Source organism: Acinetobacter sp. neg1, assembly GCF_000788125.1.
GTDB classification, from domain to species: Bacteria; Pseudomonadota; Gammaproteobacteria; order Pseudomonadales; family Moraxellaceae; genus Acinetobacter; species Acinetobacter vivianii.
In genome coordinates this window covers 919,469-944,797 of the sequence record NZ_JSZD01000006.1, presented here as the reverse complement: position 1 = coordinate 944,797, position 25,329 = coordinate 919,469, and the positions used below count along the sequence as shown (strand labels likewise).

Here is a 25,329-nt window from a genome sequence, read left to right as displayed (position 1 = left end):
ACATGGCCTTTTCTTTATTTACTTTTCTTTTTACTCAGCGATTTCAGCGTTTTCGCTTCAGCAGTGTTTTCTTCACTCGCTTTTGCTTTTGCTTCCACCTCATCTTTCTTGGCTTTTTTACGCTTTTTCTTTTTCTTGGGTTCGTCCTCTTCAACCGCTTCGCCGTCTTCGATTGCTTGCCAGTACTCAAGTTGTTCCATCACTGCAGCATAAATCGAGTTTTTGCTGTAGCGACCTTTTTTATCCAGCGTACCGACTGGACGCGCCATCAAAATTTCTAAAGCTTGGTCAATGGTGTCAATTGCGTGAACATGGAACAGTCCCGCTTTAACCGCTTCGCTGACATCTTGACGTAGCATTAGGTGTTGCATGTTTTGACGCGGAATAATCACACCTTGTTTGCCAGTTAGGCCTTGCAATTTGCAGGCATCATAGAAGCCTTCAATTTTGGCATTGACTCCACCAATCGGCTGAACTTGACCCAACTGGTTCATCGAACCTGTGATTGCCCAAGATTGATCAATCGGGATCTGGCAGATTGCGGAGATCAGTGCAGACAATTCTGCAACTGTCGCACTATCACCATCGACCTGACCATAGCTTTGTTCAAAAGCTAATGCTGCAGAGAAGTGCAGGATTTGTTCGCGACCAAAATGTGCTTTTAGGAAGCTCGACATCAACAACACACCTTTGGCATGTAGAGAGCCGCCTAGTTCGACACTGCGCTCAATATCGAGAATATCACCGCCACCCTGATAAACAGAGGCAGTGAGACGAGAAGGCAAACCAAACTCGACATCAGCATAATGAATCACCGAGAGGGCATTGATTTGTCCTAGACGATGTCCAGAGGTTTCAATCAATTGTGTCCCACGAGACAGATCCTGCCAGTAGAGTTCACGTAAATAGCCTAAGCGATATTGGCGGTGATGCAATGCGTGATTGACATGCTCATCGGTCACAATTTTATCGCCTGCCTTAAATGCATGGTGATGTGCTTCGCGAATTAAGTCACCCAGCGTAGAGGCATGCAAAGAGAGTGAGCTTTGGTCTTCAGCCTGACGACTTGAATCCGTCAGTAACGCTGCAAGTGCCGAGCGATCAAAAGGCAATAGCTTGTCAGCTTGTACATAATCCGCAATCAACTGCATATATGCCTGCTCATTACTGTCATTACGTTGTAATGTATCTGTAAAGTCAGCGCGAATTTTAAAGACACTGCCGAGCTCAGGTTCAACCTCTAAAATTTCATAATAAATTTCAGGCTCTGCCAATAAAACTACTTTAATATCAAGGGGAACTGAAGCAGGTTCTATCGAAATACTACCTGTTAGGGTCAACATGTGCTCTAGTGAAGACAGTTTAAGCTGACCAGATTTTAATGCGCGTTTCAAACCCTGCCATGCATAAGGTTGCTCAAGCAATTGCTCTGCTTCCAGCATTAAAAAGCCACCATTGGCCTGATGTAATGAACCTGGACGAATCAAGGTAAAATCAGTGGTAATGGTGCCGTTATGGGTTAGTTGCTCAACATGGCCTAACAGGTTGTAGTGTGTCGGGAAGTCTTCAAAAATGACTGGCGCACCGCTGTTCGGTTTATTCGATACAATGACATTGGCTTGGTAGCGTGATGGAACACGGTTGAATAAAGCTGGGGTAAAGTCATCCTCTTCTTGTTCAAGAATGAGCTCAACATTGTCAATAATGTCTTCTGCATAATGCTTTAAATATAAATCCAGACCTGTAACGTCTTTATTTTTATTTAAAATCGATTCTACCCGAGGTGTGACCACTTGCGTTGCGATATCTCGATTTAGACTTGAAACCTGATCGCGTGCATCATCTTCCAGATCACCGAGATGTAATCCGAGGCGCTCAAGTTTCTTCTCCATATAGCGAATATTTGAGGTGATTTCAGCACGCTCTTTGCTATTGAGTGTATTCAGGTCACTTTGCGTCAACTCATGATATTCATTATCTTTGAGTTGCATCGGAATAAAGACATGTTTGTCATTACGCGAAATCAGTTTTAAATCGAGTTCTTCACCTTCTTTGGTGAGTTCGACCAGTGCCTGCTGTTGGACATCACCTGTAGCCTGACGAATACGTTCAATGCGGTTGTGATAACTTTCGGCACTAAAGCGACGTTCTAATTGTTTAAGAATAATTTGCCATGTTTGCTGTAAGGCATTCTGGAATTTAACGCCTTGTCCTGCTGGAAAGCGTAAAGCAATCGGTTGGCGCGGATTTTTAAAATTATTGAGATATACCCAGTCGTCTGGGGTTGGCATGGTTTTGGCGTGTTGTTGCAGTAAACGCTTGATCATGGTGCGCTTACCCAGTCCAGCTGTCCCCACAGCAAAAATATTATAGCCAGAATAAGGCAGGGCAATACCCGCCTCAACCGAAGCGCGTGCGCGATCTTGTCCTAAGAAGTTATTAAGCGGCTTGATTCGTTTGGTTGAACTTGGTATTTCCGCTAAATCTGGAGTATGCGTGAGTTGGTCTGCACGTAGTGCTGTTTTAATCAGTGTTGGTTGTATGTCCGTCTGCTCAAAAGCGCTTGGAAATGAATTGATCTTCGCTGTAATCGTGTTTGTTGGTGTTAAAGATAAAGTTGTTGCAGTCATTTGATCAAGTTTTTGGGTCACTGTTGCTATCCAACAAATAAACGTAAGTTGAGTAATTAAAGGTATACAGTTTTGGACCTAAAGATCAAGCGAACTTGTGTTTTTTATCGACAAAACAAAAGAATGATTGCATAAAGCAACTTGCAAGCAAGAGCAAGAAACGATTGAATAAGCACATTTATAGATTATTGGAAAATAATAACCAATGACAACGCAAGCCACTGGGTGGGCTTCGGCATTTAAAGCATTTTTAGATCGCCGTGCCCTGATTATGTTATTTCTTGGTTTCTCTGCGGGGATACCAATTTTATTGATTTTTTCTAGCTTGTCTTTATGGTTAGGTGAGGCGGGCATTGAAAAGAGTGCTGTTACCTTTTTCAGTTGGGCTGCATTGGGATATTCCTTTAAGTTTGTCTGGGCACCACTGATTGATGAGTTGCCAGTTCCTTTTCTAACCAAAAGCTTGGGGCGTCGTCGTGCCTGGTTGCTGATTGCACAAAGTTTGATTATCTGTGCGATTTGTATCATGGCATTTTCTGATCCGGCACTTGGACAAAGTTATTTGATCCAGATGGCTGTGGGCGCTGTGTTACTGGGCTTCTCGGCGGCAACGCAAGATATTGTGATTGATGCTTATCGTATTGAGCTCGCTGAAACTGAAATGCAGACCGTGTTAGCGTCAACTTACAATGCTGGTTATCGTATCGGGATGATTGTTGCGGGTGCAGGTGCTTTGTTCTTGGCTGCCTATCTAGGTACAGCGAAAGGGAATTATATTTATGAGGCTTGGAAATATACTTATTTAACTATGGCCGCAGTCATGGTCGTAGGTATTATTACCACGCTTTGTGTGCGTGAGCCACAGGTCAATCGTATTCATAAGCACTACAAAACCACTGATTATTATCGCCTGGTCTTTGTGTTTTTTGTTGCAGTCGCTACATTCGTGGTGAGTTATATCTATTCAGGTAATGTAACAGAGGCAATTTCTAAATCAGCAGACATTAAAGACACAGCCGCATTATTTGGTCTGGAAGCCCTGCGCTTTTTAACCGCTACAGCAGCTGCGCTATTGATTGGTTTTGGACTGGTCAAAATCGGTGTTGTGAATCAGCAAATGGCGAAAGAAACCTGGGTTGCGCCTATTCTGGACTTCTTTAAGCGTTATGGTGTCAAGCTTGCATTGGTACTGTTATTGCTCATCGGCTTTTTCCGTATCTCGGACATCATTGCAGGGGTCATTTCCAATGTGTTCTATCAGGATCTGAACTTTAGTAAAGAACAGATTGCGGAAGCCGTGAAGATCTATGGCGTTCTATTTAGCCTGATTGGTGGTTTCCTTGGTGGTTTGCTGGCGCAACGTATGAACATTATGAAACTGATGTTTGTGGGTGCGGTGCTGGCAAGTTCAACCAATTTGATTTTCATTGGTTTGGTGAAATCTGGTAAACCACTGGATCAGGTACAAGTTCAGGTGGGTGAGCAACGCTATCAGGTACACACTGATGAGGTGGGCTATTGGAAGTTGCAAGTACCGAATGAGGTCTTGGCGAAAGCGAATTCAGTTCAGGTCAGTACCCAGTATCAGAATCAAGCTGATTCAAACATTCAACTTGCAGTGCCTTATTTAATTACTTCGCAACAGCCACAAATCCAGTTGTTGCCGATTAGTAATGACGATCAGTTAACGGCAAAAGAGTTAAAACAAAGTCTGGTGATTAAAGGGCAGTTGGCAGGAATCAAAGCTGAAGATTTAAATGCTGAACGTCCTGTTGTTTTAAAACTCGATGGTCAGGAATTTGTCGCGAAAGTTGATTCCAATGGTTTATTTACGGGTGCGGTAGACGGCAAACTGTTGCAAGCATCTAGTAGCAAAACCATTACTGCTTTGGCAAATCTGAAAAATAATGCTGGTCATGAATTACTGGCAACACGACAATATCGTATCGATACTGCTTCACATGCCGAGGCGCTAGATATTGATATTCAGCCTGTGGCGGTGATTGATCCGGGTCAGGCTGGAACTGTTGAACTCTCAGGTAAGGTGATTAAGAGCTATAGTTCTTTATGGTTGTATTTGGCGATTATTATCGATAATTTAGCCTCTGGTTTGGCAGGTGCGGCATTTATCGCCTTCTTATCTAGCTTAACCAGCGTATCATTTACAGCCGTTCAATATGCAATTTTCAGTTCTCTTATGACGCTCACGCCTAAATTGTTGGGTGGGTATTCGGGAACAATTGTCAGCAATATTGGCTATCCGAATTTCTTTTTAATGACGACTTTAATTGGTATCCCAATTTTAGTTCTTGTGGTTTGGGTCGCGAAACTTTTACGTGATCATGAAAACCAGACAACACAGCAGAAAGGTGAATAACTATGCGCATGTTACATACGATGCTACGAGTAGGTAATTTAGAACAGTCTTTAAAGTTCTACACTGAGGTACTTGGTATGAAATTGCTACGCCAACGTGACTATGAAGAAGGGCGTTTTACGTTAGCATTTGTGGGTTACGGTGATGAAAAAGACAATACCGTACTTGAGCTCACCCATAACTGGGATACTTCTAGCTATGACTTGGGCAATGCTTATGGTCACATTGCGATTGGTGTAGACGATGCTTATAAAGCATGTGAAGAAATCAAGGCGCGTGGCGGTAAAGTCGTACGTGAAGCTGGCCCAATGAAAGGTGGTGTGACGGTAATTGCTTTTGTTGAAGATCCAGACGGCTATAAAGTCGAATTGATTCAACAAGATCAGGATGCCTATAACAACTAATCTTGGCTTTAAAGTTCAAGATTTTTGGCCTAAAACGCTAGCTTTATTTAAATAGCCCAGTATGATGAGTAATTTGATCAAATGGTTGAATTATTCGCCATATTGGGCTTTTTCATTATTAGCGTGGATAGGGATAGTTATGTTGAAATTATTGGCATTGGACCGCTTTACAATTTTATTGGTTGTGATGGTGATACTGGCAACTTTTTTTCCAGTTTCAGGTCAGGTTGCACATTATTTTAATATTCTTACGACTGTTGCAATTGCCGTACTTTTTTTCTTGCACGGGGCAAAACTTTCACGTGAAGCTGTGGTTGAAGGCATGCTGCACTGGAAAATGCATGCTTTAGTGTTTGCTTTTACTTTCTTGGTTTTTCCAGCAATTGGGTTATTGGCAAAGCCTGTGTTAGAGCCATTATTAGGTCAGCAACTCTATTGGGGCTTCCTGTTCATATGCTTCTTGCCATCAACAGTGCAGTCATCAATTGCATTTACCTCTATGGCCAAAGGCAATGTGGCTGGGGCAGTGTGTAGTGCGTCTTTCTCTAATATTGTCGGCATGATGATTACCCCGATTTTGGTCAGCTATTTTATTTTAGGCCAAAGTCAGCATGATTTTGATCCGACCGAATCGATTCTGCAAATTACTTTGTTGCTACTGGTACCTTTTGTATTAGGTCAGTTGCTACGTCCTTATATTTTTCCTTATATGGTTAAAATGCCAAGTCTGGTCAAGGCTTTCGATCAGGGATCGATTCTGATGGTGGTCTATGGTGCGTTTAGTAGCGCCGTGATTGCTGGTCTATGGCAACAGGTGAATGGCCTGACATTGTTTTATTTAATCTTGGCATGTTCGGTACTGTTAACCATCGTGATGTTGCTGGCTTTATATGTGCCAAAATGGTTAGGCTTTACACGAGCGGATCAGGTTACAATTTTCTTTTGCGGCTCCAAGAAAACCTTGGCGAGTGGTGTCCCGATGGCGCAGATCCTGTTTATTGGACAGCCTTTGGGAATGATTGTGCTGCCGATTATGATTTTTCATCAAATCCAGCTCATGGTCTGTGGCATTATTGCGAATCATTGGTCAAAATCGAATCAAGAATAGTTCGCAAAATTTAATTTATTGGCGTATAATGCTCGCCACTTGTTGGCTTTGCTCTGACCGTTAGAGTCTCGGTGAGTCAAAAGAAATGGTCTGTTGTGGTGTTGATCTGCAAGTGTGAGAACACTTTGCTTTCCTCATGTTGAGAGTGATCAATTGCGATAACAGCTTAAGCCTTTCTTACTAAATAGGAGCATCGACCATGCGCGCCGATATTCACCCTAAATACGAAACATTAGTTGCTACTTGTTCATGTGGTAACGTTATCGAAACTAAATCTGCGCTTGGTAAAGAAACAATTTACCTTGACGTATGTTCAGCTTGCCACCCATTCTATACTGGTAAACAAAAGAATGTGGATACAGGCGGCCGTATCGACAAATTCAAACAACGTTTCTCTGGTATGTCACGTTCTATCAAACGTTAATATCAAGAAAGAAAAAACGGGCTATATGCCCGTTTTTTTATGCCTGTGGATTATTGGATTGAGGAACACTTGCAGCAGTTCCTCAACCCTAAGAAGGCGTTATTGATCCTGTACGTCAGTCAGGCGATCCAGTTTTTTCTGGAAATAGTTGCCTTGCAAAAAGCGTGCTTCAACATTCCATGCATTGGCAAACAGGTTCATATCGTTGAGTTCAGTTAAAAAGATTTCGACAGGTTTTTGCCCAATAAAGTGCAAAATCTTCTCTTGTAGTGTCGCCATCTCTTTTTCAGCGCTTAGCATTTGGGTGAGTTTGCTATGCAAGCTCAGATACTGAACATCGATTTGCTGCAACATCGAATCGCTGTAGAGAGAATCACCAAAACCGCGGATTGAAATCTCGGCACCGTGCTGACGTAATAAAGCGATTTGCGGTTGTGCCTGTGACAGATTTTGTTGCAGTGATTGTTCAGAGAACTGCAAAATTAAAGGATGAGCTTGTTTACTGCCAATAATGGTTAACAGCTTCGCCACCAGTTCTGGCAGCTTTTTATCATTCAGCAAGACGTGATGATTGAGATTTACAATCAATTTCGCTTTTGGATATTGGGTAATAAAGTTGTGTAACTGCTTGCAGGCTTCAACAAGAATCCAGCGATCGAGTTGAATAGAGAGCTCAGGATCATCTTTCAAGTCGCCAAGATCACTTAAATCCTGCCACTGATTATTATAGATAAACCCGCCAGATACTTCATAAGTGTGCGTGTGTTGATCCTGCTTATCATAGAGCTGCTGATATTTCAGATGGATATCGCCAGCATCAAGTTTCTTTTTCAGCTCTTGTAGCAGAGTTAATTGTACAGCAACAGGAATATGTTCTGTGGTCAGGCCAATATCTGCATCAATTTTCGGACTATTAAACACAGGTAGAGGAACCAGGAAAGCCTTGGTTAAAACCTGTTCAAAACGAACTTCATCTGCAATTGGTTGGATAATTTCACAATAGCCTAATTTTAAATGCAGCGGAAAGGTGTAATGATCGGTCACCACCAGTTGTGGTTTTTGTAAGCTATTCAAACCAATCAGGAGCGAATTGAGTACGCTCTTTGATTCCGCTTGAAATAATGAGACATACAAACCGTGTTCAACCTGACACACAGGGACGTTCACTTGTTCTTTAATGAAGTGAGGGATATTGGCAAAATACGCACGCGTCCCACGCCAATCGGTTTGAAAAACCTCACTTGGGCAATTGCTTAAGCTGAATAAAACCAGCGCATTGGCATTTGCAGGGTGATTGGTCAGCTGACGGTTAATGTGTTGTAAGGCACTGGTTAAACTCGACGCTTTTTCGGCAGGTGCGGCTGTTGAAGGCGTTGCTGCCGCTTGAGACGAAGTGCCACATTCAATATTGAGCTGGATTTCATCTTCATTGCCTGAAGGTAAGAATTCCAGATGAAGGGGATTTTGCTTCACCGTCGAGTTTTGTGTGCGAAGTTCAAAACGGCCTTGTTCAAACTGTCCTTGAGAAATCTTTTTAAAGCGCAGTTTAAACTGGCTTAAGTCTTCTGGCTGCAATACATCCAGAATCGGCAAGCCTACTAATTCTTCTGGATTGGCAAAACCAAATAGATTTGCATATTCAGCATTCACATTCATGTGAATACCTTCCTGCAAAATAGCAACTGCTTTATGGCTTTCTGCAACCAATGATTGCGCTTGCGTTTGTGCAGCTTCCAGCTCATTGAGCAAGCGATGTTCTGCTTGTACTAAGCGACTGTAAGAAAGCGCGCGAATAATACTGATATAGAATTTTTCTGGGGATTTTAGATTCAAGATATCATAAATGCCTTTATGGATATAAGCCTGATATTGATCGGCTTTATAGTCCTCAGGTTCGAGTAACAGAACTGGCAAACTTGGTTGCGATGAGGCTTGAATCAGGGAGAGAGTCTGTTCGATTTTTAAGTCGTAGGCCCGACCAAAAATAACGATATCCCAAGGTAAATTAAGCTGTTTTTCGAAGGTTTTAAGATCATCAAGCAAAGTTGCTTTGATTTGATGATCTTGAGCCGTAAATAAAGCTGAAATCTGATTATAACGAAGCTGGTTGTCATCAATAATCAATAAACGTGTTTCAGTGCGTTTTAATTTTTTAGAGAGTAAAGAATTTCTCACTTTAAAGCTTCCCATAAATCTTGATCAATGGTGTCCATATTCTTTTGTGCCATATATCGCTGAAGAATCGGTTGTTCCTCATCATTCAGCAGTTCAAAATCAAATTGAACAAAACTTTGGGTTATTAATTGTGCGTTTAATAAATACACTTTTACTTCCTCTTTCCCCAATCTTAAATGAACAGCTTGGTGTTCTCGAAAAATTTGTGAACCTGGTAAAATTAAAGTTGTTTTGGTTTCATCCAAATTCTGGTTTTTTAATAAAAGTGTAGGATGATAATTGCTGATGTGGCGATCTGCCTGAACACGTACCGCACAAGGGAAGATCTCCTGTGCCAGCACTTCTAAGCCGAGTTCCAGGCTTTTCTCGGTCGATTGTTTGAGCCAACGAATCACACCGCCACGCCAATGCCCATGCGATGTTTCTTTAACTAAAATATATTCACCTGTTCTTAAGTTCTTTGGTGCCTCCCCAGACCATTTAATACGATAACCGTTCACACTAATATCGAGGATATCAGCTTGGTAAACGGCTTTACTTTCACGGCTTAAACGTTGAATGGCCGATTCCTGATTGTCCGTTGAGCCTTTCTTATCCCAAGCAGACATAAATTTTGATTCATTTTGTAGACCGTAACTATGATCTAACAACAGTGTTTCTGAAAAATTTTTGGCTTTAGATAGGTAAAAGTGAGCAGTAAGTAAGCCAAAACAGATATGCAATTGAGCCGAATATTCATAACGCTCATGTCGACGTTCTGCTGTCGTGCCCAGAATGGTTTGCACATGGAATTTTAATGCAGGGGTTAAATAGATCTTCTCATTCTTGGAAACATATTCTGCATTTTTATGCAGGGTTGCTGTGACGTGATCCAGTAAGCTATGCGTACTAATAAAAATATTTGGATTAAAGCCAGAGCTTTGTTTTTTATTATAAATGGGCGGGTGGTCCTTGGTGGTGTCGACTACATATTTGGTCAGGTCTGTTTCTTTGGTCAGGATCTGAACCATTTTTGCCCAGTCAAAACTACACTGGAATAACGCTTGAATTTCGGATTGGCGAATTTGATTGGTATTAAAAATATCCATCAAAATCAATTGGGCATAGGCTTGTGAGATGTTGCTCAAAGCATTCGGTTTGCCTTGTACCTGATCCAGATTGGTATGCTGATATTTATGTGTCACTGCAGCATCATACAGCTGATGCGCAATCAGCCATTGTCCAGCCACAGGTTCGCTATACAACATATGTTGTTGATAGAGCAGTTGCGTCAGTTGTTGCAAGGACTGAAAAGTTGCTAGGGTACGTGCCGTTTGTAGATTTTTCTTTTGGTTTAGCGCAAAGATAGAGAATTTCTGTTGATCGAGCTGATCGTTACTACGGCGGACAATATTGATATAAATCGCTGCAAAATAACAGCGCAGTAACATGGCTAGTTCAATAATGTGCTCATTACGATCTGAACTGATCACGCCCTGATTGAAAAAGTTCTTTTCCAGACTTCCCAAAACATTTTCAATAGTTGGGTGCAACACCTGAACCAAATCAAAACGTAAAGTTTCAGGGCACTCAAGTTCGCTCAGTTCAAGTAAGGCTGCAAATAATGCTTTAGAGGTATCACCCAACTGCATGATGGATAAATTGGAAATCCATTCATTTAGACTTTTCGAATTGGTATCGCAAAAGCTGAGTTTGTCTCGTCTCAAGACAGTTGGAATTTGAAAAATATCCGAAAAAGCATTATTCATCATTGTGTTATCAATCTCAGAACGTTTGAACCCCAAAAAGCGGTGTTTTATTTTTTTCGCCCGCAATTTCCCTGACAAGTTTTGGTACCAGATAGCCTGGTAAACTTGCTAATACATCAGTGTATATATGATCTATCTCTGAAGATCTTAAGTCAAAATGCTGAGCACCTTTGACTTTATCCAAAACATGAAGGTAATAGGGCATTACTCGTGCTTCAAATAAACGGAAACTCAATGCATTTAAAGTTTCTGCAGAATCATTCACGCCTTTCAGTAAAACCGCCTGATTGAGCACGGTAATATGGTGGAGTGATAACTGTAATAACTTTGAGCAGGTGAAATCATCGAGTTCAGCTGCGTGATTTGAGTGTACCACTACTACAATGCGTAGCCTACTGTTTTTTAATATAGAAATCAGCTCTTCATCAATACGGTTCGGGATCACAATCGGAACGCGTGAATGAATTCTCAATATCTTGATCTGAGGGAGAGATGCTAGACGTTCTAGCCACAACGCAAGTTTTCGGTTACTTAAAGTCAGTGGATCGCCACCACTTAAAATCACTTCATTGATCTGTGGATTTTGTTCAATATAGGCTTTGATATTGATCCAGTCGTCATTTTTAGGCAGGTTTTCCTGATAGGGAAAATGTCGACGGAAACAATAGCGGCAGTGAATTGCACAGGCACCAGTCAAGGTGAGTAAAAAACGCGACTGGTATTTATGCAGAACTCCCGCCATTTGATTGGCTGCTTCCTCACCGAGAGGATCAGTCACGAACTCGGGATGTTCTTCCAGTTCCAGATGATGTGGCAAGACTTGAAGCAGCAGGGGATCAAGCGGATCGCCAATGCTCATTTTTCCGACGAATGCACGCGGGACGCGCAATTTAAACTTTTCAGAGGCGAGGATTGCCCCTGATAATAGCTGATCGGTAGATAACTCAAGCAGATTTAACAGCTCTAAGGGATCAGTAATTAGGTCACTGAGTTGTGATTGCCAGTTTTGCTCTTGATGTAAATAGTTTATCATGCCATACGTTAAAAATAGTGTTAGTGTCACACCTGTGCGTGTAGTCTAGCATTAATAGATTTGAGTTTTAAGTTTGGAGTGCGCCTTTCATGGCCTATTATTCTACAAATGATTTTAAAGCAGGCCTTAAGGTTATGCTTGATGGCAACCCATGTTCAATCATGGAAAATGAATATGTAAAACCAGGTAAGGGTCAAGCATTTAACCGTGTGAAATTACGTAACCTTCGCTCTGGTAAAGTATTAGAAAAAACATTCAAATCAGGTGACTCTTTAGAAGCAGCTGATATTGTAGAAGTGGAAATGGACTACCTCTACAACGATGGTGAAATGTGGAACTTCATGGATCCTGTATCTTTCGAGCAAATCGCTGCTGATAAAACAGCAATGGGTGATGCTGCGAAATGGTTAAAAGACGATTCAAATGAAAAATGTACAATTATGTTGTTCAATGGCGTACCTTTAACCGTAAGCCCACCGAACTTCGTTGTACTTAAAATCGTTGAAACTGATCCAGGTGTACGTGGTGATACTTCTGGCGGTGGCGGTAAGCCTGCGAAACTTGAAACAGGTGCTGTGGTACGTGTTCCATTATTCGTACAGCAAGAAGAAAGCGTTCGTGTAGATACCCGTACTGGTGACTACCTAGAGCGTGCATAATTGTGAAGGCGTAGCTGAGCTACGCAAGATATACAATTATCGAAGGGGATGATGAACAATCATCCCTTTTTTTATGCCAAAGTATTAGATAAATAATTGAAGCTAGAAGGTAAACTTACAAAGATATTTCTTCTACAGAAAATATAGAAAGGGAAAGCTAAATAACCACGCGTTATGTATTTGAGAGGTTTTGAATGGAGACAACACAAGCGAAGTCAACACTTTCCTCAAAACTCCTATGGAGTTTGGTTGCCATTGTTGGGGCAATTTCATTTGGGATATTGGCGGTTAGTCGTGGTGAGCATGTCAATGCAGTCTGGTTGGTTCTTGCTGCGGTCTGTGTATATAGCATTGCATATCGGTTCTACAGTTTATTTATTGCAAACAAAGTTTTTGAATTAAATCCTAAACGGTTAACACCAGCTCATCGCCTTGCCGATGGTCTGGATTATGTACCGACCAATAAATTCGTTTTATTTGGTCATCACTTTGCTGCGATTGCTGGAGCAGGGCCTTTAGTCGGGCCAATTCTTGCAGCACAAATGGGTTATTTACCTGGTACCATCTGGCTCTTGGTCGGTGTAGTAATTGCCGGTGCGGTACAAGATTTTCTGGTTTTATTTATCTCCACAAGACGCGATGGCCGTTCTTTAGGTGAGATGGCAAAACAGGAGCTTGGTACTTTTGCTGGTGTCATTGTGATGCTGGGTACGCTTGGTGTAATGATCATTATCCTTGCAGTATTGGCACTGGTGGTGGTTAAAGCCTTGGCACATAGCCCGTGGGGTGTGTTCAGTATTGCAGCGACGATTCCAATTGCTTTATTTATGGGTATCTACATGCGTTATCTCCGCCCGGGGAAAATTGCTGAGGTATCAATTATTGGCTTTGTGCTGATGATGGCGGCAATTGTCTACGGTGGTGATGTGGCAAAAGATCCATATTGGGGACAATTATTTACCCTCAGTGGAACGCAATTGACATGGGCACTGATTATTTACGGCTTTATCGCTTCGGTATTACCAGTTTGGTTGTTATTAGCGCCACGTGATTATTTATCAACTTTCTTGAAAATTGGTGTGATTGCAGGTTTGGCGATTGGGATTATCTTTGCGATGCCTGATCTGAAAATGCCAGCAGTCACGCATTTTGTGGATGGTACAGGCCCTGTATTTGCAGGTAGTTTATTTCCATTTCTATTTATTACCATTGCTTGTGGTGCGATTTCAGGCTTCCATGCACTGGTGGCATCAGGTACAACCCCTAAACTGGTCGATAATGAAGTCAATATTCGTATGATCGGCTATGGCGGTATGTTGATGGAATCATTTGTCGGTATCATGGCAATGATCTGTGCAACGGTACTTGATCCGGGTATTTATTTTGCAATTAATGTGCCAGCAGCAGTTTTAGGAACCTCGGTAGAGACCGCTGCGGAAGCAGTGCGTAATCTTGGCTTCGTGGTTAGTCCAGAAATGTTGACCTTACTGGCTCAGGAAGTGGGTGAGAGTTCAATTCTGTCTCGTACAGGTGGCGCACCTACATTTGCAATTGGTATGGCGCATATCATTTCAGAGATTTTCAATAACCGCTCCATGATGGCGTTCTGGTATCACTTTGCGATTCTGTTTGAAGCATTATTCATTTTGACTGCTGTGGATGCAGGAACACGTGCATGTCGTTTCATGGTGCAGGATACAGTGGGTATCGTGGTTCCAGCGATCAAGCAATCAAGTTCATTCTTTGGAAATATGGTCGGGACCTTTGTCGCGGTCGCAGGTTGGGGTTTCTTCGTTTATCAAGGTGTGGTTGATCCACTCGGCGGGATTAACTCGTTGTGGCCGCTCTTTGGTATCGGTAACCAGATTCTTGCATCGATGGCATTGATTTTGGGAACCGTCATTTTATTCAAAATGAAGAAAGAGAAATATGTTTGGGTGACCATTGTCCCAACGATTTTCTTGTTCATTACCTCAATGACTGCAGGCTGGCAAAAGATTTTCCACGAAAATCCGAAGATTGGTTTCCTTGCACAAGCGAATCGTTTTTCTGATGCAATTGCACGTGGTGAAATCCTTGCACCAGCTAAAACAGTTGCGGAAATGCAGACCATTGTGATGTCAAATCAAATCAATGCGGCACTTTGTGGCTTCTTTATGATTGTTGCGATTGTAATGGTGATTGCATCAATTGGCATTATACGCCGTGCTTTGGCAAGCCCAACACCAACCGCGAATGAAGCGCCAGCCGTTTATTCAGAAAGCCCGATGATTGCGAATAGCATCAAAGGAGAGTAGCGATGGATTTTAAAATTGCTCGGCAAGGTAGCGCGGTGATTGTGAAGATTATTAAATTCACCATCATGTCGCAAAAACACTTACTTTTGTCACCGAAGAATTGGTCGCGTATTGCTGTTTTATGGCAACGTTTGCAGCAGAGTTTCCGTCTGATGGTCGGTGTGCCTGATTATGAAACCTATGTGCAGCATATGAAGGCGCATCATCCAGATTTAACGCCGATGGATGCAAAGACTTTTTATCGTCATTGTATCGATGCACGTTATCCTTCTGCGGGTGGCAATATGAAGAAGTGTCCTTGCTAGAAATTATTTGATTTCTTTGAAAAAAAACCAAAACAGTGTATGTTGAACATACACTGTTTTATTTTGGGGGATAGAATAATGTGGGGCATGGAAAAGTCATCGGCTCAAGAGAAAACAAAACAGAATCAGGCATTAGAACAAGATATTCAAAGCTTTGCCCAAAAGATTGAGCAATTCTTATTTGAAGTAAACCAACTGATTTTAGATAAACCACAACAAACCAAATTGGCGCTAACTTGCTTGTTGGCGGGTGGTCATGTGTTGTTTGAAGATTTACCCGGCTTAGGCAAAACCACTTTAGCCAGTGCTTTGGCGCGTCTGGCAGGGCTGCATTTCCAGCGGATTCAATTCACCAACGATATGTTGGCGAGTGATGTGATTGGGATCAATATTTTTAATCAAAAAGAACATCTATTTGAGTTTAAGCAAGGGCCGATTTTTACCCAGATATTGTTGGCAGATGAAATTAACCGCTGTAGTCCCAAAACTCAAAGCGCCTTATTAGAAGCAATGGAGGAAGGGGCTGTTACCGTAGATGGTGTGCATTATGAATTGCCACAACCATTCTGGGTCTTAGCCACGCAAAACCCACTATTTCAAAGTGGTACCTATGCCTTACCAGAATCGCAACTCGACCGTTTCTTGATGCGTTTGTCGTTAGGATATCCTTCTCGACAAGCGGAAAAACTGTTATTGCAACAGCGTTCACGTCAAGTTTTGATCCATCAACTGGAGGCTGTATTTAATCAAGCTGATATTTTGCATTTACGTGAGCTGGCAAAACAGGTTTTTCTGAGTGAGGCTGTACTCAATTATATTTTGGACTTGGCTGCTGAAACACGGAAGCTACGTCATGGGCTGTCAACACGTGGAGTATTGGCGTTGAAGGCTGCGGCACAAGCTTATGCATTGGTTGAGGGGCGTAGTTTTGTAATGACAGATGATATACAAACTGTATTTGTCGCTGTGGTGGCACATCGTTTAAGTCTGAGTGACGTTGAAGTTGGGCAGATTTTACAATCGGTCGATGTCTTATAGTTGAGATCGGCATATGCAAAAAGGAGTCAAGCAGCAGCTACAACAATGGATTGCGAAGCGCTTTCAAGTGGAAGGCAGCAAGGTCTTATTGCAGAAAGATGTGTTGGTGTTTATTTATAAGCAAGGTTTCTTATATCTGGTTCTAATTGTCATTACATTTATTGCAGGGATCAACTATGCAAATAACCTGATTCTTGGTTTTTGCTTTTTAATCAGCGCCATTCTCTGTATCAACTTTTATCTGACTTTTAAGCAGCTGCATGGCTTAGAGATTGAACTGGTCGCGCCAGAGGTTGGGCAAGTGAGTCAGCCGCTAATCCTAAAAATTTTATTTAAACAATCTGTCCAGACGGTTCGATATTTGCGTTTGGATTGGCAAGAACAAGAACATTTTCTGTATTTGGACCAAACTCAGCATAGCCTAGAACTTGCTGTTCTGCCTGAACAACGAGGCAGATATAAATTGGATGCATTGAAAGTTTATGCGACCTATCCTTTGGGATTGGTCCGTGCATGGACGTATTTATATCCAAAACAAAAAGTCTGGATTGCACCGAAAGCCTATGATTGGCAGAAAGAACATAAGAGTCAGCTGACTTCGGCGCAGGATAGTCTGGATGAATTTAAAGAACTGAGAACTTTCCAGCATGGAGACTCTTATCAGAATGTGGCATGGAAGCAGGTTGCACGTGGGCAGGGTTTCTTTATCAAACTGTTTGAAGCGCAGGCCAATCATCAACATGTAGAAATTGACTATCAACAAATACCTGCATTAGGCCATGAGGAAAAATTAAGTTTTATGATGGGGCTGATTGAACAGTGTGAACAATTAGGGGATGACTATGCTGTGATTTTGCCGCATGCCAGACTGGAAAGTGGACAAGGCCAAACCCAATTAATGAAAGCCAGACTTTTACTTGCGCAGGCTTAAACATGACCAAAGCCATCTATTTTTGTATTTTAGCTGCTTTAGGATTGATCCTGATGGGTCAAGTCAGTTTTATTCCTGTCTCATTGAGTGGGTTATGGGGCATCGTTTGGCTGACTTTGGTATGGCGCTATCACAAGCAAAAAATCACAGCATTGCCTAAACTGCTTTTAGTGGCATTTACCTTATTGTCGATTGCATTGATTTATATTCAGTATCAAAGCTTGCTAGGTGTAGAGGCTGGGGTTGCATTTCTAACAACCTGTTTATTTGCCAAAAGTCTTGAATCTAAAAACACCCGTGATTTGCTGATTGTCTTTAACTTTGCCTTATTTGTCAGTGCAAGTTTGCTGTTATATAGCCAAGCATTCTGGATGGCCGTAGTTGTCTTTGTGGCATTCGTGATGTGCCTGATGGGCTTATATCGGATTCAAACTGATCTATTTAAACAGAAGAATCAGACCAGAAATCAGTTAAAACAAGATCTGAGGCAAATCCTAAAATTTGTCGGGATAGCCACACCATTTTTTATTCTGCTGTTTATTTTCTTCCCTCGTTTACCGCCGCTTTGGGCGATTCCCATTCAACAGAACCACGCGACCACAGGCATCAGTGATCGGATGTCACCGGGGGATATTGCTCAATTATCTCAATCGTCTGCCTTGGCTTTTCGTATCATCGCACCGATGTATGATTTGCCTAGCCGATCAGAATTGTACTGGCGAGCGTTGGTTTTAGACGAATATGATGGAACCACATGGAGTAGTAGTTTTTATAATCAGCATTTAAAGCGCATCCCGGTCTCATCGCGCCGTGTCAGCTATCAATATTTACCTGCGGATGAGCAAGCCAACTGGATCATGGGACTGGAATATTCGATTCCCCAAGAGCGTTATTTACAGCTGTATCAAGACGATAGTATTCGTCCTTCTAAATTGATTAAACGCAATCAACCTATACAGATGCTTTGGTTGGGGCGAACAGCAGCAGAGCCCGTTTTCCTGTCACCGCGTCAACTTGAACTGAATACTCGATTTGATGAGGGTAAAGATAAAAAAGCACAGCAACTGGCGCAGCAATTATTTGAGCAGAACCAGAGACAGGCTGAAAAATACTTACAATCAGTGCTGTCGTGGTATAGGAAAAATGGCTTTACCTATACCTTGACGCCAGGCACCTTGAGTGGAGATCGGATTGATCAATTCCTGTTTTCTAGTCGCAAAGGGTTTTGTGAACATTATGCATCTAGCTTTGTCATGTTAATGCGTTATGTCGGGATTCCTGCACGGGTGGTGACTGGTTATCAAGGTGGACAATTGGCGCCAGACAGACAAAGTTGGGAAGTACGCCAGCTGGATGCGCATGCATGGAGTGAGGTTTATCTGGATGGAAAATGGCAAAGGATCGATCCAACTGCAATGATTGCACCGCAACGAATTGATACGGGGATGCAAGATTATCTGGCGCAAGATCAGGCTGTATGGGGAGAGGGGCAAACTCAGGCTTGGCGTTTGCAGCAATTTAAATTTTTGAAAAATGTACGCATCTGGAGTGATTATTTAAGTTATCAATGGCAAAGCAAAGTGGTTGGCTATGATGCAGAAAAACAGAAAAACTGGCTATCTAGATTAGGTGTGGGTTCAAGTTATGGCTATGTGATTGTTTTAGTTGTTGGGATTGGAAGTATTTTAATCATCTATGCAGGATGGTACTGGTGGAGACAAAGAGGGCAACAAGATCAGTATCAACGCATGATTATGCAATTTGAAAAACAATTGCCCAAGCATTTGCATAAATATCCAGCTGAAACCTTTCAAAGCTGGATGCAGCGTATCTCTATGTTGGTTGAGGAGAAAGATTCATTTAAACAAGTGATTGTGTTATATCAAAAAATCGTATTTTTAGAGCAAAAGGATAAGGTAAATACCCAAGAGTTTAAGCAGTTGCTTAAAGACTGTGCGATTGTAATAAAACAGTCGCAAAAAAACTTGTGAAGCGTCAAAAAAATGAATATTATGCTTCTCATTCTAGGTGTATAGCTCAGTTGGTTAGAGCGCTACGTTGACATCGTAGAGGTCTCCAGTTCGAGTCTGGATATACCTACCAAGATTAAAGTTGAGTAAAATCAGCGTTTTAAGGCCGAATTTTTAATGAATTCGGCCTTGTTTTTATTGTCCTTCGGGTCAAATTTGAACCTTCAAAAAGTTCAAAAAAGGCATAAAAACTACTTTATATTCCGCTTTTGGGCGCCATTTTTAGCATCTAATGCTGAAGTATGGCTCTCGGATCGGGCGCCAACGGGCGAACTTTTTCGTTCCTCTTTGTTGCGCTTGATTTAAGCACAAATATTAAGAGGTTAATATGCAAAAGCCAGTCAAGCGCGGTAATTCTTATCGCATCCAAGTAAAATACAAACATCTCCGTGACGCAGCTACAAGAGACACCGCTAAAGAGTGTACAGATTGGGCAGCACGTCGACTTATGGAACTCCAGCTACAATACCAAGAAGAATTAAAAAAACTCGAACAACCAGATATCCCTTTTTCCGAACTATTCACCCAGTACTACGAAAATGTAGGTAAACATAAAAAAAGCTGTTCCTATATAAAGAACTATCTTAAACGTCTCAACTATTATTGTGGCCATCTAGCAAATACTTCAATTTACGATATTACTCCACAAGATATGGTTGCCCTCAGAGATCGTCGTTTAAAGGTGGTTAAATCAAGTACGGTCAGCCGAGAACTAAGTCTATGTTCAGCTGTATTCACATATGCTGTCAGTGAATTATTCTTATTAAAAGATAACCCTGTTCAAGTTATCAAAAAGCCATCTCTACCGCCGCCACGAAATCAACGAATCACAGATGAACATGTAAAAATCATTCTGGCAGGTTTAGATAATTACAATGAAGAAAAAGAACCGGTTACACCAGCTCAAGAGGTAGCCTGGGCATTTCTGTTTGCTATGGAGTCCTCTATGCGTAGAGGTGAGATCTTGGGTATTCATGACATCCATGATTTTGGGGATTATGTACATTTACCAGATACTAAAAATGGCAGTGCTCGGGATGTGCCTCTGACAACACGCGGACGTAAATTGCTGGATCTGTTAAAGGGTAGAAAAGGGAAGTTGCTTAAACATAACAGCAATTCATTTAGACTTATCTGGCAACGGAATTTAGCCAAAGTGGGCTTGAATGGAGTTATTACTTTCCATGATACGCGCCATGAGGCCATTACACGTCTGGTAAATATTCAGAAAATCCCGGTTGAGATCCTCGCTAAAATTACAGGTCATAAAACCATTAATGTGCTGGTGAACACTTACTATAATCCAAGTGCATCTGAGATTGCCAAAATGTTGAATGCTGCATAAAAGAAAAGCCCCTTGATAGGGGCTTAGTTTTTTCTCTTTGCACCGCGTTTTATTTTATGGCGATTATTTAACACTGGGATAATCTCTAAAGGATCATAGGAATACTTACCGCCCGAGCCTTTATTAAATGGTTTTAAAAATTCAATTACTGTGGTGCGAGCCATTTCATAACGTTCCATTACCCATTTGGTATCAACCCGGTGAGGGAGCTCCTCAGATTTCAATTCTAAAACTTTGCCCACTTGCGGTATCACATCTTGCAAACACACTCTTGGTGGTTTTTCTGATTCAACAACAATTATATATTTTTGCATAATGCTCATGCTTTTACCTGTTATGCAATGTTCTCCAGAAACAACCGCATGGGTCAACAATACGATCGCTTCTGGAGAACATTGCTAAGAATGTTCTCTTGTTTAGAAGTGTGGTTTTTAAATTTTAGGTCTAATAGGGTTTCTGAAATTCTTCATATTCCCATCTGCAAAAACTTTTAATTATTTAACTTTTCAAAAGACTGCGTGCGGGCAGCCTTCTGATTGGTTAACAAGGAGACTGAGACATCCTTAATCATTTCATTACCTTGCAGGACCTGTTGTTTTGCCTGGAGAGCTGTCGTAGCCTCTACACGTCCTCGTAAGCTGCCTTTGCCGTGAAGCTTGGCCACATACTTAAAGATGTAGGTTTTTACGCACTCCAACCCTCCATGTCCTTTTTTGCCTTGCAGGCCTGCACAATCTGGGCTTCATAGCGAGTGCCTTTAAATTGTTTATAGATCGGTCCCAGATCCACTTCTTTGTCTGCATGATGAATCGCATTTAAGGCCTGCTGAAAATCCTGAGTCAATTGCTGTGCAGCATTGACAGGGGCCATCTGGTTTTGTGGCTGCGGTTGTCGTTGTTGCTGAGCCGGTTGCTGGTTCTGATTGCGCTGCTGATTTTGAGCAGGAGCATTCTGCTGGTTGTTCCGGGCAGGTGCATTGGTCTGTTGATGGAAAGCATCCGTATCAGCATCTTGAGTATCATCAATCAGGAACAGACCATTCAATGCATATTTACGCGCATAAGAACTGGATGAGCCAAAAGTCTGCGCTACATCCATCCCTTTTTTATTGATCTCGACACCAGCATGAGCGGTGGTCATGGTTTGTTTGCCTTGTGCATCGGTAAAGACTGCTTTGGCCGTGATCACCACGACCGGGCCGATCTCTTGTACTTCATCAGTCACCACAAGGGTAGCGCCGTATTTTTGCAATAACGGCTTAACACCTTCGAGAATGTCCTCAAGACTACGGTAATGGAATTTACCGAAGCTGTTGTATTTGCTCTTTGGTGCTTTTAATTCAAGCTGGATAAGTTGTAAGGCATCAAGTGTGGTTGCCGATGCCATTTGCTGATTCACTGCTGCATTCATCTTAAATCTCCTTAGGCACCGTTGTACTGCGCGTTACGGTAGTCAATACGTTGTTCTTTGCTATAGCGTGGAGTTTGGCTTTTGGCACTGCGTTGAATGGCACGTTGGTAATTTACGAGCTTCTTGATATTACCTTTTAGCCAATACACAGATAATTCTTCCTCATTGATCGGGCGAGGCTCGCTATCTGGCGTTTCCTTAACGAGGATAGAGTGCCAGTCAAAAGCAGCAGCCTGAATGCCACCGAAGAATTCTGTATCAAAATCAGGGGTGTAATTTAACGATACGTTGACCAGATAAATTTTTGGGCCAAGGCGTACGTTGTAGTAGCCATTCATGTCTTTACAGATGAATTCTGCGAATGGTGTGGTATAGCGTTTCTTTTGCATGACAGGCTCCATATTACTGGTCTTACCCTGTGTATATGATGCTGAGTGCCCAGTATTTACAGGGCTTTCAAGACGCTGTGCGTCATAGCTTGTCGGTTGTATTTTGTACGTTTTTGAAGAATGAAAAGATGCTGGAGTATTCATTGAATAGACTCCTTTTCATCTTTGATTAAGTAATAGGTAGTGCATTTACAGCGGGGACAAACGGAATCCTGACAACTAACGCCATGTCGTTTGGCTTTTTTCCAGATACGATCACTTTCTAAATGTTTATTGCGGCAGCGGCAGCATTTGACCAGATTATTCTTTTCCATGACTTATCCTCCAAAGATGCTGTAAACAGCAGCAGAAAGGATTAGCCAGAGTAAGAAAACCACTAAAATAATAGGGAAGAGCTTAAGCGCATCTTTTAGATTTACTTTGATGATTTCAAGGGTACTGACCTGAAGATCAGCAGCAGTAGGGTGCTGGTATAAACGTTGGGACGTTTGACTAGGTATAGGCTTTTGTTTCATACTTATCTCGCAGTGATGCAAAGCACCCATGAGTTCGAAGGCAGGGGTGCTTTTTGTTGTCTGTGAGATAAATATTACCAAAAAGGTAATTTATTGCAATAGGTAAATTACCTTTTTATACGTCTAATGATTTGTGATCAGCAGTAAAAATCCTATTGTGAATAAATGGTTTTAGTAGATCATTTAAATGAGTTACTGAGGTAGCTAAAATAATTTGAGTTTTATGATCGAAAGAATCCACTGTTTCTTTAATGATTTTTTGCAAATTCATATTTCTTTCAGGTTCAATACCACCATCATCGATACCATCTAGTAATAAAAATCTTGGAAATCTTATAGTTTTAATTTGATCAGCTGTTTGTAGTAATGCTAAATGGAACATTTGTCTTAAGACTACCATTGAACTTTCACTAAATTTATTCTTATTGTTAATATAAATCTGATTATCAGTAAAACTGATATTAATATGTGTAGGGTTGATGAATTCTTTTTCACGAGGAATATCTTTTTTTAGCAATTCAGATAAATTACTATTTAGTTGCTTCATGGTTTTAGTTCTATGCTGATAACTAGCTTCTTCTAAATCGTGAATTTCAGACTCTAATGTAGTGATATCACTGCTTAAATCTTTAATTCTTTCTTCTAAAGAGTTTGATTCATCATAAAGTGGCAAAATTTTAGTTATTTCTTTGATCTCATTATCAATTTGTCCAATTGTAAAAGAAGCATTAGAAATATTTACTTTTTCTTCATCAGACCAATGCTCTGTTAAAGAGCTTAATTTATTAGATAGCGAACTAATTTCAGCATTAATATTATTTATTTTAATGGTGATTTCATCTATTTTACTTTCTCTATTTTTATTAATTTTTTTTGATTCATCAATTTGTATTATTAGCTCATTTTTCATTCTCAATAATGGACTAGTATCTGGATCATCAGATATTTCTCGGGCACATTTACATAAACTACAAGTATCTGATGGCATGCTATCTAATTTTGATAAACATGAAGGACAAAATTCAAAATCAACTTTTGAAATGTTTTGAATAAATTCAGATTCATCTAATCGATCAAGTCTATCCAAAAGCTCACTAATGAAAAATTGGGAATCCAGTGAATTTATAGATAATTGATTTTTTTCATCTTCTAAATTTTTCTTTTGAAGAACTAATTTGTTAAGATTTTTATTTAATATGTCAATATTTTTTAAGTTTTCATTCTCAATCTTTTTTGGAGTTTTCTTTTGATTGCTCAGTTCAGTTTTCTTTTTTAATAACTGATCTTCTAATTTTTCAATTCTATTTTTAGCAGCTGTTTTATTAGAAAAAGTGAATATAGATTTTTTAAAAATATTTTTTAAAAAATTTAACTCTGTAGTTACCTTATTTTTTTCTTTAACCTTTTCTTTTAACTCAACTTCTTTTACGTATAGTTCATTATTATAAAAACCAAGAAGATATTCACCAATAGTTTTTCTTGTGAGTGCATCGTCAAACATTGCTGTCGTAAGAATGGGTGAATGAATAAAAGGCTGTGCTGCGTAAATACATCTTAAAATTTGATGTACAGTAAGGGTTGATGAAGCCTCTATTTGAGCTTCTTTATTATCCATTAAATTAAAAAATATTTGCGAATAACTGATTTTTTCTGATCTATTTATTGGGAAAACATTCCACTCATAATCAGACACTTTTGTAATATCCAGCTTCTCAAAGGCAATAGATATTGGACGTCTAGATAATGTGGAAATTTCCCTTTTTAAAAGAACTATTGAATTATTAATTTTTATTTCTAGAAAAGAAGTATCACAAATAAGAGCCTCTTTCTTTAAAGGAACATCTTCCATGCCTAAAGTATAGGCTATTAAATCTAATATTGTTGTTTTTCCCGATGAATTAGAACCAGTGATTATATTTAAACCAGGCTCAAATACCCCATTGAATGCAATATTATTTTCTTTTAAAACTACTAGTTTTACAATTTCAATTGATGGTTCAATAATTTGCATACCGATATTCCATAAGTCCAGAACGAGCTTTTAAACCCTTTTCACCATTTAAGTCAATATTTAGGAGTGTAACTACTAATACTATAGGAAGTAGCTGATTTCCATAGAATGAAAAGTGTGAAAGATGCCTTTTCAACTCAGAAGTAAATCTTTTATCAGTTTTTTTTATGTAACCTTTTTTATAGTTTTCAACATCCAAAAAACCTTGAGAAATAATATTCATTAATGCTCTTTTTTGAAGAGTATTAATTTTTTTAAAAGTTTCATTATTGTTAATTGGATTTCTATATTCTTTTCTTATATCTTTGAAATTATTTTTAGTTTCACTCAAATCAAGTGGAAACTTAAATTCCTTTATACAAGCAGGATATGCAAGATAAAAATCTATAATTTGAATTTTATCAGTCTCTATTATTGTTTTCTCATCTAGCATATTAAGAATATATAATATTCTAAAAACACAATGTGATACATCAAATGCAGGGCTATAAATCAACATT

The 25,329-nt window shown here is 40.4% G+C and carries 21 protein-coding genes and 1 tRNA gene; 12 read left to right on the top strand and 10 right to left on the bottom strand.

The window, feature by feature from the left end; genetic code table 11:
• Positions 1 to 14: 14 nt before the first annotated feature.
• Entirely contained in the window at positions 15 to 2,651 is a 2,637-nt protein-coding gene (locus PJ15_RS05455) for a Lon protease family protein (RefSeq protein ID WP_047428782.1), read from the bottom strand.
• 184 nt (positions 2,652 to 2,835) lie between these two features.
• On the opposite strand from PJ15_RS05455, the gene PJ15_RS05450 reads away from it, so the two are divergent.
• The 4 genes from PJ15_RS05450 to rpmE all read left to right on the top strand — a co-directional run bounded on the left by PJ15_RS05450 (position 2,836) and on the right by rpmE (position 6,943).
• Positions 2,836 to 5,007 carry an AmpG family muropeptide MFS transporter gene (locus PJ15_RS05450; RefSeq protein WP_047428780.1) on the top strand — a complete coding sequence of 724 codons (2,172 nt, stop codon included), beginning with the start codon at positions 2,836 to 2,838 and terminating at the stop codon, positions 5,005 to 5,007.
• 2 nt (positions 5,008 to 5,009) lie between these two features.
• Entirely contained in the window at positions 5,010 to 5,411 is a 402-nt protein-coding gene (gene gloA / locus PJ15_RS05445; RefSeq protein WP_004770462.1) for a lactoylglutathione lyase, read from the top strand.
• Between the two features lie 133 nt (positions 5,412 to 5,544).
• Positions 5,545 to 6,519, top strand: coding sequence for a bile acid:sodium symporter family protein (locus PJ15_RS05440; RefSeq protein ID WP_171248573.1), 975 nt, complete (start codon positions 5,545 to 5,547; stop codon positions 6,517 to 6,519).
• A 199-nt stretch (positions 6,520 to 6,718) separates the two neighbouring features.
• Positions 6,719 to 6,943: a 50S ribosomal protein L31 gene (rpmE, locus tag PJ15_RS05435; RefSeq protein ID WP_004770458.1), complete on the top strand. Its 225-nt coding sequence runs from the start codon at positions 6,719 to 6,721 to the stop codon at positions 6,941 to 6,943.
• A 99-nt stretch (positions 6,944 to 7,042) separates the two neighbouring features.
• Here the strand turns inward: rpmE and PJ15_RS05430 are convergent, their stop codons facing one another.
• The 3 genes from PJ15_RS05430 to epmB are packed head-to-tail and all read right to left on the bottom strand — an operon-like array spanning position 7,043 to position 11,899.
• Complete coding sequence (locus PJ15_RS05430) at positions 7,043 to 9,133, bottom strand: EAL domain-containing protein (RefSeq protein WP_047428776.1); 2,091 nt, start codon at positions 9,131 to 9,133, stop codon at positions 7,043 to 7,045.
• On the bottom strand, positions 9,115 to 10,869 hold the full coding sequence (locus PJ15_RS05425) for a hypothetical protein (protein WP_004770456.1): 1,755 nt from the start codon (positions 10,867 to 10,869) through the stop codon (positions 9,115 to 9,117). The genes PJ15_RS05430 and PJ15_RS05425 overlap by 19 nt, the downstream gene beginning before the upstream one ends.
• 13 nt (positions 10,870 to 10,882) lie before the next feature.
• Positions 10,883 to 11,899 (bottom strand): EF-P beta-lysylation protein EpmB, encoded by a 1,017-nt coding sequence (epmB, locus tag PJ15_RS05420; RefSeq protein ID WP_004770455.1) that lies wholly within the window; start codon positions 11,897 to 11,899, stop codon positions 10,883 to 10,885.
• 89 nt (positions 11,900 to 11,988) lie between these two features.
• Between epmB and efp the strand changes: the two genes are divergently transcribed.
• From efp to PJ15_RS05380, 8 genes are all read left to right on the top strand, one after another.
• Positions 11,989 to 12,558, top strand: a complete 570-nt coding sequence (gene efp, locus PJ15_RS05415; RefSeq protein ID WP_004652839.1) for an elongation factor P — start codon at positions 11,989 to 11,991, stop codon at positions 12,556 to 12,558.
• A gap of 194 nt (positions 12,559 to 12,752) precedes the next feature.
• Positions 12,753 to 14,855: a carbon starvation CstA family protein gene (locus PJ15_RS05410; RefSeq protein WP_047428772.1), complete on the top strand. Its 2,103-nt coding sequence runs from the start codon at positions 12,753 to 12,755 to the stop codon at positions 14,853 to 14,855.
• Positions 14,856 to 14,857: 2 nt separating this feature from the next.
• Positions 14,858 to 15,160: a YbdD/YjiX family protein gene (locus PJ15_RS05405; protein ID WP_004770453.1), complete on the top strand. Its 303-nt coding sequence runs from the start codon at positions 14,858 to 14,860 to the stop codon at positions 15,158 to 15,160.
• 78 nt (positions 15,161 to 15,238) lie between these two features.
• Positions 15,239 to 16,198: an AAA family ATPase gene (locus tag PJ15_RS05400; protein WP_004770451.1), complete on the top strand. Its 960-nt coding sequence runs from the start codon at positions 15,239 to 15,241 to the stop codon at positions 16,196 to 16,198.
• Between the two features lie 13 nt (positions 16,199 to 16,211).
• Positions 16,212 to 17,129, top strand: coding sequence for a DUF58 domain-containing protein (locus PJ15_RS05395; protein ID WP_047428769.1), 918 nt, complete (start codon positions 16,212 to 16,214; stop codon positions 17,127 to 17,129).
• A 2-nt stretch (positions 17,130 to 17,131) separates the two neighbouring features.
• Complete coding sequence (locus tag PJ15_RS05390; RefSeq protein WP_047428767.1) at positions 17,132 to 19,120, top strand: transglutaminaseTgpA domain-containing protein; 1,989 nt, start codon at positions 17,132 to 17,134, stop codon at positions 19,118 to 19,120.
• Positions 19,121 to 19,155: 35 nt separating this feature from the next.
• Positions 19,156 to 19,232: transfer RNA gene (locus PJ15_RS05385), tRNA-Val, on the top strand.
• Positions 19,233 to 19,487: 255 nt separating this feature from the next.
• Positions 19,488 to 20,504 carry a tyrosine-type recombinase/integrase gene (locus PJ15_RS05380; RefSeq protein ID WP_047428765.1) on the top strand — a complete coding sequence of 339 codons (1,017 nt, stop codon included), beginning with the start codon at positions 19,488 to 19,490 and terminating at the stop codon, positions 20,502 to 20,504.
• A gap of 23 nt (positions 20,505 to 20,527) precedes the next feature.
• Here the strand turns inward: PJ15_RS05380 and PJ15_RS05375 are convergent, their stop codons facing one another.
• The 6 genes from PJ15_RS05375 to PJ15_RS05345 form a co-directional block, all read right to left on the bottom strand.
• On the bottom strand, positions 20,528 to 20,827 hold the full coding sequence (locus tag PJ15_RS05375; RefSeq protein ID WP_047428764.1) for a hypothetical protein: 300 nt from the start codon (positions 20,825 to 20,827) through the stop codon (positions 20,528 to 20,530).
• Positions 20,828 to 21,188: 361 nt separating this feature from the next.
• Positions 21,189 to 21,914 (bottom strand): ERF family protein, encoded by a 726-nt coding sequence (locus PJ15_RS05365; RefSeq protein WP_047428761.1) that lies wholly within the window; start codon positions 21,912 to 21,914, stop codon positions 21,189 to 21,191.
• Positions 21,915 to 21,925: 11 nt separating this feature from the next.
• Positions 21,926 to 22,447 carry a hypothetical protein gene (locus PJ15_RS05360; protein WP_081402749.1) on the bottom strand — a complete coding sequence of 174 codons (522 nt, stop codon included), beginning with the start codon at positions 22,445 to 22,447 and terminating at the stop codon, positions 21,926 to 21,928.
• Between the two features lie 173 nt (positions 22,448 to 22,620).
• On the bottom strand, positions 22,621 to 22,818 hold the full coding sequence (locus PJ15_RS05355) for a hypothetical protein (RefSeq protein WP_047428759.1): 198 nt from the start codon (positions 22,816 to 22,818) through the stop codon (positions 22,621 to 22,623).
• A gap of 115 nt (positions 22,819 to 22,933) precedes the next feature.
• Positions 22,934 to 24,829 (bottom strand): AAA family ATPase, encoded by a 1,896-nt coding sequence (locus tag PJ15_RS05350; RefSeq protein ID WP_047428757.1) that lies wholly within the window; start codon positions 24,827 to 24,829, stop codon positions 22,934 to 22,936.
• The gene (locus tag PJ15_RS05345; RefSeq protein ID WP_047428755.1) at positions 24,816 to 25,328 is read right to left on the bottom strand and encodes an ABC-three component system middle component 5; all 513 of its coding nucleotides are present in this window, start codon (positions 25,326 to 25,328) and stop codon (positions 24,816 to 24,818) included. The genes PJ15_RS05350 and PJ15_RS05345 overlap by 14 nt, the downstream gene beginning before the upstream one ends.
• Between the last annotated feature and the right edge of the window lies 1 nt (position 25,329).